Source organism: Methanosarcina baikalica, assembly GCF_031461075.1.
GTDB classification, from domain to species: Archaea; Halobacteriota; Methanosarcinia; order Methanosarcinales; family Methanosarcinaceae; genus Methanosarcina; species Methanosarcina baikalica.
Genome location: NZ_JAVKPK010000020.1, coordinates 45,312 through 55,063, shown reverse-complemented (window position 1 = coordinate 55,063; position 9,752 = coordinate 45,312). Strand labels below are relative to the sequence as shown.

General features: G+C 42.8%; 8 protein-coding genes. 4 read left to right on the top strand and 4 right to left on the bottom strand.

Annotated elements, in window-relative coordinates; genetic code table 11:
- The first annotated feature begins 742 nt into the window (after positions 1 to 742).
- The 3 genes from RG963_RS06715 to RG963_RS06705 all read left to right on the top strand — a co-directional run bounded on the left by RG963_RS06715 (position 743) and on the right by RG963_RS06705 (position 2,910).
- Positions 743 to 1,216, top strand: coding sequence for a universal stress protein (locus tag RG963_RS06715; protein WP_310575500.1), 474 nt, complete (start codon positions 743 to 745; stop codon positions 1,214 to 1,216).
- Positions 1,217 to 1,563: 347 nt separating this feature from the next.
- Positions 1,564 to 1,752 (top strand): hypothetical protein, encoded by a 189-nt coding sequence (locus RG963_RS06710; RefSeq protein ID WP_310575499.1) that lies wholly within the window; start codon positions 1,564 to 1,566, stop codon positions 1,750 to 1,752.
- Positions 1,753 to 2,460: 708 nt separating this feature from the next.
- Positions 2,461 to 2,910 (top strand): universal stress protein, encoded by a 450-nt coding sequence (locus RG963_RS06705; protein WP_310575498.1) that lies wholly within the window; start codon positions 2,461 to 2,463, stop codon positions 2,908 to 2,910.
- Between the two features lie 109 nt (positions 2,911 to 3,019).
- Here RG963_RS06705 and RG963_RS06700 read toward each other — a convergent pair whose 3' ends face one another.
- From RG963_RS06700 to lonB, 3 genes are read right to left on the bottom strand one after another with little or no spacing between them, the layout of a single operon-like run.
- Positions 3,020 to 4,330 (bottom strand): TldD/PmbA family protein, encoded by a 1,311-nt coding sequence (locus RG963_RS06700; protein WP_310575497.1) that lies wholly within the window; start codon positions 4,328 to 4,330, stop codon positions 3,020 to 3,022.
- Positions 4,331 to 4,332: 2 nt separating this feature from the next.
- Positions 4,333 to 5,688: a TldD/PmbA family protein gene (locus RG963_RS06695; protein ID WP_396654694.1), complete on the bottom strand. Its 1,356-nt coding sequence runs from the start codon at positions 5,686 to 5,688 to the stop codon at positions 4,333 to 4,335.
- On the bottom strand, positions 5,676 to 7,805 hold the full coding sequence (gene lonB, locus RG963_RS06690) for an ATP-dependent protease LonB (protein ID WP_310575495.1): 2,130 nt from the start codon (positions 7,803 to 7,805) through the stop codon (positions 5,676 to 5,678). The genes RG963_RS06695 and lonB overlap by 13 nt, the downstream gene beginning before the upstream one ends.
- A 473-nt stretch (positions 7,806 to 8,278) precedes the next feature.
- On the opposite strand from lonB, the gene RG963_RS06685 reads away from it, so the two are divergent.
- Positions 8,279 to 9,052 carry a tetratricopeptide repeat protein gene (locus RG963_RS06685; RefSeq protein ID WP_310575494.1) on the top strand — a complete coding sequence of 258 codons (774 nt, stop codon included), beginning with the start codon at positions 8,279 to 8,281 and terminating at the stop codon, positions 9,050 to 9,052.
- Between the two features lie 90 nt (positions 9,053 to 9,142).
- Here the strand turns inward: RG963_RS06685 and RG963_RS06680 are convergent, their stop codons facing one another.
- Positions 9,143 to 9,577: a hypothetical protein gene (locus RG963_RS06680; RefSeq protein WP_310575493.1), complete on the bottom strand. Its 435-nt coding sequence runs from the start codon at positions 9,575 to 9,577 to the stop codon at positions 9,143 to 9,145.
- Positions 9,578 to 9,752 lie beyond the last annotated feature (175 nt).

Below are 9,752 nucleotides of genomic sequence, written 5' to 3'. Positions count from 1 at the left end.
CCAAGTTCATGTGTTGTGAGAGTTATTTTTTGCACACTCCATAAACTTTTTTGAATTAATTCTTTATAAATTTTTAGTATGGTGTATGAAATTATACTATTTTTCGTAGTATTTTGAGTCTGAGATTCGTTCTTAATATTTGATTGTTCGAGAATTTACACCGAAAGAATATATAGGATGTAATGCCCAAACTCATATTTAGGACATATATAAAAGAGAATTTGTACAATTCAAAAGTCACCTAAGTTGATATTTAAACTAATCCTTACAAAACCTAGGCAGATTCATTCTCTACCTGCAATATACTGATGAATAACTGCGCGTATTAAAGATCCTATGCTTACCGATCACGGGTTATAAGGAAAGCTTCCTCAGGTTCCCAGTGCTATTCCATTTAGTAACTCACTCTAGCACATGTGTGCCTACAAGCTTCAAAATCCTAACTTAAAACTCTAAATTCTATGCCAATTTTGCGGGAAGACGGAACAAAAACCATAAAATAATCGACTGCGCAGTTATTCACCAGTAAGTTGCGGTTAGAAAAATGTATCTGTCCTAGATTTTGCATGGATTAGTTTTAGTACCGACTTAAACTGCTGTAACTCGCAAGATAAACAGAATCATGCTGGCGCATTCAGCTGCAAGTAATCGTGCCCGTCTGCGCCATCGCTTCCTTCCTGAATGAGATTATATAAAGGACGTTGTCCTATTAACAGAGAGAACTTAAAAGGGGGAGCCAGATATGAATAGCAGTAGTTTCAGCAAGATAATGATTGCAACCGACGGTTCTGAACTCGTCAAAAGAGCAGTTGATGAGGCAATTGAAATCGCAAAAATTAGCGACGCAAAACTGTATGCTGTCTATGTTATCGCACCTGGAGGGCTTTCGATAGGTTATCCCAAAGATGTGGAATGGGAAAAGACCACTTTAGAATATTTCAGGACTGAAGGTGAGGAAGCAACAGCTTATGTCGAAAACGCCGGAAAAGCTGCAAATGTTAAGGTAGAATCCGTCCTTCTTGAAGGAAGCCCTGCAAATGAGATTGTCGATTTTGCAGAAAAGAACGGTATTGACATCATCGTTATGGGTACACTCGGAAGAACCGGAATTGATCGATTCCTGCTCGGAAGCGTGGCCGAAAATGTGGTAAGGCACTCTAAAAAAGCAGTACTTGTTGTAAGGGAAGAAAGTACCGAAGAAGGAAGTAAATATTAAATTTTTCAAGGCGGAAATCAAGGACTTTTTCTGGATATATTGATTTACTGATCTATGCAAATAATTCTCACGGATAGGCCTTTTCATCAGAGTACTGAATTTTGCAGTCCCTGTACTTAGAAAGAATTCAGAGCTTTTTGGGGATTGCAGGAGTTTACATTATTGCAACTGCTATTATTTTAGTTCTTCAGAAACAGGGAGCTTTCGAGATTTTCAGTGTATTTCCTGGTGCTGAACTTTTTAAAATATCTCTCGATCAATCGTCCCGCTGACAAGCTATGTAGCAAGTCCTATCCTGGGAATCTCTCTTGTGGGTCCACTGTATTCGGTCGGGGGAGGTCACAAACATGCAGGCAATGATCGTGCTCATGCTTGGGAGCATGAAAATGCTCCCTATTTTTGCACTTCGCAGCCAGCTTCCAGGAAAAGTAGCGATTTTTCGGGACGCTCCCGGACCTTCAGATTGTCGCGTACTCAACTGTAAGCATTTTGTCAGGTTCTCAATTCTGTTAGTATTGCTAAGTATCGCTTCATAAGATCAAGAGAAGCTTCCGGAAAAGTTTTTCTTGCAATAAGGAAGTTCCTGAAAATTTAGAATAAGGCGATCTGAAAGAAGAAAAGTAGAAGAAAGATAACTAAAAATTACTTGTATAAACTTAAAAAAGATATAAAAAACATAGTAGTGAACGGGGGTTTTTGGAGGAGGTTAAAATATGTTGGATATAATTATTGTAAATAATACTTGATTTTGAGCGTTATCCGTTCACCAACCCTTTTTGACGATTAAGCTCTATATAACTATTTTGCTGCGTAAGAAAGCTGATTCCTTTTTGTGCCAAAATAATTAAAAAATACATTGAGTTTTAGAGCTTTTTATCCTATATGACTAATAAAACAGAGAATTATTCTACGCAGAAAAATTGAAAGGATTTCAATGATCCGATCTCAAAATCCATTTTATTCTTAATCATTTGAGTTTTTCAGAATTGCTTTCATGATCAGAAACTCTGTTGGGCATTCAACATAAGAGATTTAGAGAAGCAATTTTGAGTTTTGGGATCTGCTCAAGAGCAAATAGATGAAAACTTAACTAAAAAGTAATTTATATAATAATTGTATATAATAATATGTGGATGGGATGCATTTTTCGGTAAGAGGGGACAAATAAGAAAATGCCTGCACAATAGAAAGTTTCCAGAGGTTTGGAATTGTAGGGTATAATGTAAAAAATTGGGGATTTTAGGGTGGAAGGCAAAAAATACGAAAAGATAATGGTTGCAACCGACGGTTCGAAAGCCGTCAGAAAGGCAATTGAAACAGGAATTGAGCTTGCGAGGCTCAGTGGAGCAAAGCTCTATGCTGTGTACGTAATTGCCCCGTCAGGCTATTCTCAAAGAGACTTTGGGTGGGAAAAATCATTAAGAGAATTTCTACAGGATGAAGGGGATAAAGCCGTTGCTTTTATTGAAGATGCCGGAAAAACTGCCGGCATTAAGGTAGAACCTGTAACTCTTGAAGGGCATCCTGCAGAAAAAATTTTGGAGTTTGCAGAACAAGAAGGCATAGACATTATCGTCATGGGTACACTTGGAAAAACAGGACTTGAAAGGTTCCTGTTGGGAAGCGTAGCTGAAAATGTAGTAAGGCATTCGAAAATACCGGTGCTGGTCGTAAAAGACGAAATTGAGGAATGAAGGGAAATTTTTCCGCAAACTGAATCCTGTTAAAATACAGTATTCTCGTTAAAATGCAGTATTCTTTCTGCAACGCATCATTATAAAAAAGAAAAGGCTTAAAGAGCCTTTAACCTATTACACTCATATCCGAAACCCGGATAGAAGGCGTAATTATGCCGCCGACTTTCCTGACATCAAAGCCTGCACCTGTGATATGTTTTAAGAGTTCGAAAGCATTGCCCGAAATCATAAGAGACTTTACAGGCTTATCAAGAGCTCCGTCTTTGATTGTGAAAGCATTTCTGGCTTCTACGGAAAAATCTCCTGAAATTGAGTTTGCTGTGTGGGCACCGATAATCGTATTTACGAAAATTCCGGACTGCGTATCAGCAATAACATCCGTCTTCGGATAATCGATAATGAAGTTCCTTAGCCCTACCGAAGGAGGACTTGTATAAGAAGACCTTGAGCCATTTGCTGTGCTCTTCACGCCTGCTTTTCCTGCGGTATAGCTGTCATATAGATAGGTTTCAAGCACACCTTTCTCGATTACAGTGGTTCTCTGTGAAGGAATCCCTTCGTCGTCAGACACTGAAGTCTCGATTCCTGCCTCAATCAGCCCGTCATCGTAGATGCTAAGTTCCGGAACTGCCAGTTCCTCTCCAAGCTTTTCTATCAGGCCTGACCTTCCCTTCTGGACATTGTCCGCGTCAATTGAAGGGGCAAAGGCCTCTTCAATAATATCTGAGAAGGCAAAAGGATGGAAGATCACGTCAGTCTTTTGAGGTTCGATTTTTATTCCGCCATTAGACTTCAGGGCAAGTTGAGATGCACTTTTTCCGATAGCAAAAAAATCGATATCAAGAGAACGAGAAACGGCAAAATCATAAGCTGTTGAAGTATGCCCGTTTACCGTAATAACATCCACAAAACCTGAAACCGCTGTGGATTCTTCTTCTATTTCTATCCCGTTTGTATTCAGGATAAGTTGTCTGCCCTTTGCCCGGGTAAAGCCTCCTGAAGTCGGAAGCGTACCTGGAAACTCTTTTGTGCCTTCAACGAGTGCCAGGGCATACCCAATACACTCTTCGAGTTCCATCGCCTCGACTTTTTTATCAAAGATGCCCGATACCGTGGGATATTTTTCATTAGAAGGTAAACACACCCAATCAGGGTCGTTTTCTCGGACCCTGGCTTCGGAAACTGCAACTTCAACAGCATTTTCGATTTTTACTTTAGAATTTGTGCTGGCAAAACCCACAGCTCCATTTACTATAGCCCGGATACCTATGCCTTCCGAGAAGCGATCTTTAGCACTCTCAAGGGCATCCTTTTTAAAATTCACACCTGTTGAGTGACTTGCAGCGTAATAGATTTCAGCCTCCTCAGCTCCTGCTTTTTCTGCCAGCTTGAGGGCTTTTCTTGCAAGATCGTACATCTTCAGGCACCTCCCAAAAGGGCTTTTGAGATGGCCAGATGAGGAGAACCGTCTGATACGGGCACAAGCTGCCCGGCTTTTCCACATCTGCCTGCAGTCATTTTCAGGTCATTGCCCACAAGAACTACCTGGTTGAGAATCTCAAGGGTTTTTCCAGAGAGAGAGACGTCCCTTATAAGTTCAGTGAGTTCTCCGTTTTTTATCAGGTACCCTTTTTCGGCATTGAACTGGAAAATCCCTTCCCCTGTATTCACCTGTCCGCCTCTGGATCCGATAAGATACATTCCATCCCTGACCTCTTCAAGCATTTCTTCAAACCTGGCATCCCCGTTGTCTATGAAGGTATTGCTCATCCTGACAACTGGCATGGAATAACCTTGAGCCCTGCAGTTCCCTGGAGTTCCCCCGAGTTTGGCTGCAGTTTCTCGAGAATGGAGATAGGAATTAAAAACCCCTTTACTTATAATCTCGGTCCTTCTTGATTGTGCTCCTTCAGCATCAAAAGGATAGTAACCGAACTCGTGAAGGGTAGGGTCATCGATGATCGTAATAAGGGGAGATGCAATCTGTTCTCCTATCCTGTTTTCAAGGATCGAATCCCCTTCGAGAACAAGATCGGCTTCCGAAGCATGTCCAACGGCTTCATGGGCAAAGACGCCAGCCAGTTCCTGATCAAGAATTACAGGCATCTCCCCGCCTTTAGGGGTTTTCGCTTTAAGAAGTTCGACTGCGGTGTTCCCTGCCCTGCCTGCAAGCTCAAGAACATTTTCTTTCTCAAAGAGCTCATATCCATAACCAAACCGGCTCTCCCTGCCTGCCTGATATACGCCGTTCTCCGAAGCAACTGCAGAAACGGAAAAACCGACGTTCAGAAGCTCATAGGCACATTCCAGGCCCTCGGAATTCCGGTATTCGATTTTAAACTCGGCTTCCAGATACATTACTTTGGTGCTGTTGACTCCTTTTACCTTTGCATTAGTTTCTATGCTCTTCAAAAGGTCAACCTTTTCCTCGATAGCAACATCCCTTGGATCGATCCTGATCTCAGGGAGATTCATCATCTCCGGGAAATTCACGGCTGCAAGCTCTACAGCTTCTTTGGGAGTGTTAGTATTCATAGAAAAAGCAAGTTTTGATGCAGCTTCTACTCCCTGTTTAAGGTCGATTTCTCCTTCTATAGCCGTATAGCCCCAGGAACCCCCACAGAGAGCCCTTATGCCGGCCCCCCGCGTGAAGTTTCGGGAAATTTCTTCGATCTTTCCGTTATCCAGGACAATAGAGGTGGAACTTCCCTCTATAACCCTGCAGTCGTGAAATTTGATGTCCTGCATAATACCTGTCATAATCAGTTCCTGCATCCAAGAAGATTTTTAGCCTGTACGGTAGCGGATGAGACATCAGGAATATCGAAACTGAGTTTTGTAATGTTCTTCAGTTTTTCGATAATAGTGTTCTTTCTAGGGCCCACAAGACTATGCTCCAGCACTTCCGCAATCGTGGAAACCGCAACAATTTGAATCTTATCCCGGTACGCCTTTTCAATAAGAACATCTGCCTCGTTTGCTTTCGGGATAATAACTTTCTTTATACCTGCCCGGGCTGCAGCCTCGATCTTGTAGGTTACTCCACCTACAGGCAAGACATCTCCCCTTACAGAGAGGGAACCTGTCATTGCCACCGTCTGGTCCACAGGAATCTTCTCAATGGCAGATATGACGGCTGTTGCAATGGAAACTGATGCACTATCTCCTTCAACACCTTCATAGGTCCCTACAAACTGGATGTGGACGTCATGTCTGGATACGTCCGTACCGGTCATGTTCTTAATCACGGCAGAGACATTTAGTACTGCTTCCTTTGCAATCGTCTTAAGCTTACCTGTTGCGATAATGCGTCCTTCGGTCCCGGAAAGTGCAGGGGTGACTTCGGAAACTATGGGTAGTACAATTCCGGAATCTCCACCCATGACTGCAAGCCCGTTGACCCTGCCCACAGCGGAACCATTTTTCATGAAGGATTCGTATTCCTTACGCTGATCCAGGTAACTGTCTGCAAGCTGCTGTTCGATAGACCTTGCAATCGTCTTTGCTGCAAGCACATGTTCTGCAGTTGTAATTGGAGCGCCTTCGGAATGGGCAATGTCTCCTGCCACGCGCACAAGTCCGCCAAGGTCACGGAGCTTCAGGGTAAGATGGCCTTTTCTGCCTGCCCGCCTTCTGGCTTCACGGATTACTTCTTCTACTGCGCCTTCGTCAAAGTGAGGAATATGCCCGTCCCGAACAACTTCCTGGGCAACGAAACGGACCATTTTCTTCCGATTTTCAGCGGAGTCTTCCATGGAGTCCCGCATGTAGACTTCGTAACCGTAACCTTTTATTCTTGACCTGAGCGCAGGGTGCATCTTCTGCACTGCGTCCAGGTTCCCTGCAGAGACCATAATAAAGTCGCAAGGTACAGGTTCAGTTTTAACAAGAGCGCCTGAACTTCTTTCGGACTGCCCGGTAATAGGATATTCCTTTTCCTGAAGTGCAGTCAGGAGACTCTGCTGGGATTCCAGCCTGAGAGTATTGATTTCATCAATAAAGAGCACACCTTTGTGGGCCTTGTGGATATCTCCGGCTTCTACCCTGTCGTGAGCAGGGGTCTCAAGCCCGCCTGACTGGAAAGGGTCGTGCCTGACATCACCAAGCAGAGCTCCTGCGTGGGCTCCGGTTGCATCGATATAAGGTGCGTGCTCTTTGTCATAATTGGAAACCGCCATTTTCGGGATCATCATTTCCTCTTTAGGAAGGAACTGGCGGGTTAACATGAGGATCATGATGCCTGCAATAATTCCCCAGAGCAATTGGGCAACAAAATAAGAATAGATTATAATGCCCAATACAAAAAGCATCATGAGCATGTTCCTGGCCTGCGCTTTCTTCCTGGCCTCCATCTTGTGAGCCATGACGATTTCTCTGCCCTTTCCGGCAGGAACCTCCCTTATTTTAGGATTGTTGAGGTCTTCCATATTAGGATATACAAGGATATCCTTGAGTTCTTCTTTGGGAAGAAGCTCTGCCATTGCTTTTGCAAGTAAGGATTTCCCTGTCCCTGGGGTTCCTATCATCATGATGTGCCGTCTCTGGCTAGCCGCTTTCTTTACGACTTCTACGGCATGCTCCTGCCCCAGCACCTGGTCGATAAGAAGTTTGGGTACGTCTATGTTAGAAGTGTTTTCAAACAGGAAGCCGATGTCAACATCTTCATCCATATCGTGATTAGACTGAGACTCGGCCGTAACCTTATCGGATTCAGTAACCTGATTGGATTCGGATCCAGTTATACCCCTACCGGACTCATCCTTCCCGGCCGCAGATGACTCATCCTTCCCGGCCGCAGACTTGTCTACGTCCTGAACAGACTCGCCCAATTTTTGAGCGGATTCGTCCATATTCCCCGAAGACTCGTCTATGTTCTTATTATTATACACCATGGTTAGCTCACATATTCGAACGTTATTAAATAGACGTTACTAATCGACATATATACTTGACCTTTTCGAAAAAATAACAGACTTCGCGATAAATGATTGGCAAAAAGCGGATGTCACAATAACAATTCCTGAAGTTGCTGTGACCCCATTCATACTTCGGCTAATCATATAAACTTACTGTATATAAAATTAACCTACAACTGTGTATTACAGTATATAGAAACCTTTTGCTATATACTATTTGCTAGTTGCATACTTGGGTTGAAAAAGCGATTCGAAAATCAATGCTCAAATGAATCTAAATGAATCTTTGAGATCGATCTTTGAGATCGATCTAAGATAGTTTCAATTAACTTATGATATCTCCCCTATTTATATGTTAAGCTTTGTCCACAAATTCAGAGTTATTATTCTCCCGGCCATCCATAATCGGCATCGACAGTTATTTAAAAAACAGGAGGCATTTTTATATTATGTCCAGAAGCAAGGTAAAAGATCTTCTCCTTCTGAAGCAGATCCACAGTGCCGTAAACCAGATCAAAAAAGGCAAACTGGATAAGGCTCTTGAAACTCTAGATAAAGCTGAAAACTCAGCAAGTAAAGCAAAGTCCACTGACGCCCTCTATTACATTCTTTTCACGCGCGGAGGTATCCTTTATTCTGCATCAAAATACGATGAGGCCCTCGAAACCTACGAGAAAGCCCTCGGAGTAGGCGCAGAACTTCTCAAAACCGACCCTGAAAATACCGACTACAAGCACTACATGGGTACAACCCTGAGCAATACTGGAAACCTTCTTAAAAAGAAAAGCGAAAATCACAGAGCTGCTGAATACTATATCCGTGCACGTGAGATCTATGTAAACCTCCTGGCTAAAGATCCTGAAAATGCAATCTTCCGATCCTATGCCGGCGAAAACCTGAACAACTACGCTGCTCTCCTTACGGATACGGGCTCTTTTGAAGGAGCATGCGATATCCTCGGGCAAGCAATTGAGATTTACGGAAAACTCTTTGAAGAAAAACCCGATAACCTGGGCTATCAGGCCGAACTTTCAGTCGCGTTCAGCCAGTTAGGAGACTGCCTCATCCGGCAGGGCCCGGAAAATAACGAAAATGCAAAACAGAACCTCGAAAGAGCGCTGACCATGCAGGAAGACCTTCTCGCCCGGCAGCCCGAAAATGAGAATACTAAAGAAGCTATTGCTTTAACCCGGGAAAGGCTGGAAAAACTGGAAAGGCTTTAAGAATTGACTATAAGAATTATCTATAAAGATTTCATCTCAGATGCGCCGGCAATCTTTTAGAGCTGGCTTAAAGCTTGAAGATTCTCACCTTTAAAGGTTATCTTCTGAAAACAACAGCATATGCACATAAAGCAAAATCAGCAAACCCGCAACGACTCCCCATATAAACTGAGAAGTAAAGTATGAATAAATAACCACCCCAAGCACGAAAAGGGTAATAAGAATATTCGCAAGCCTGATTTTCCATTTTATTTGGGGGTCATGAGAAGTTCCTGCTTCTTCTTCATTCCGGTCACATTCCCTGAAATAACTCCTTTCCCTTTTCATGAGGAAATAAAGCCTCAAAATAAGGATATCAATAACTATGCCCCAGAGAAGCTGGCCGATATAAAGGGTATAAAAAAGAATAGCTGCGAGAAAGACACTCACGAGAATAAGGTATGTTTTTTCATGCTTGCGAGATTTAGGAACGTCGATTCTACCCTTCCCCTGACTGGATCTATCTGTTTCTTTCTCTGCTCCCATATCCACTTTCCTCAAATACCTTTTTAGATATCAATAAGCATCAAAAGATTAAAAACGCGGGTTAAAGAAAGATACGGAACTTCAAATATCTGTAATTAAGTTGTTATTAATATATATAAAGGGGTTGGAAGAAAAAGATAATTACAGGACGGAAAAAGCACAGTAACAGAAACGA

Excerpts from the sequence above, each read along its gene's own strand:
- RG963_RS06715 (WP_310575500.1), top strand. The coding sequence starts at position 743 with ATGAATAGCAGTAGTTTCAGCAAGATAATGATTGCAACCGACGGTTCT.
- RG963_RS06710 (WP_310575499.1), top strand. The coding sequence starts at position 1,564 with ATGCAGGCAATGATCGTGCTCATGCTTGGGAGCATGAAAATGCTCCCT.
- RG963_RS06700 (WP_310575497.1), bottom strand. The coding sequence starts at position 4,330 with ATGTACGATCTTGCAAGAAAAGCCCTCAAGCTGGCAGAAAAAGCAGGA.
- RG963_RS06695 (WP_396654694.1), bottom strand. The coding sequence starts at position 5,688 with ATGCAGGAACTGATTATGACAGGTATTATGCAGGACATCAAATTTCAC.
- lonB (WP_310575495.1), bottom strand. The coding sequence starts at position 7,805 with ATGGTGTATAATAATAAGAACATAGACGAGTCTTCGGGGAATATGGAC.
- RG963_RS06685 (WP_310575494.1), top strand. The coding sequence starts at position 8,279 with ATGTCCAGAAGCAAGGTAAAAGATCTTCTCCTTCTGAAGCAGATCCAC.
- RG963_RS06680 (WP_310575493.1), bottom strand. The coding sequence starts at position 9,577 with ATGGGAGCAGAGAAAGAAACAGATAGATCCAGTCAGGGGAAGGGTAGA.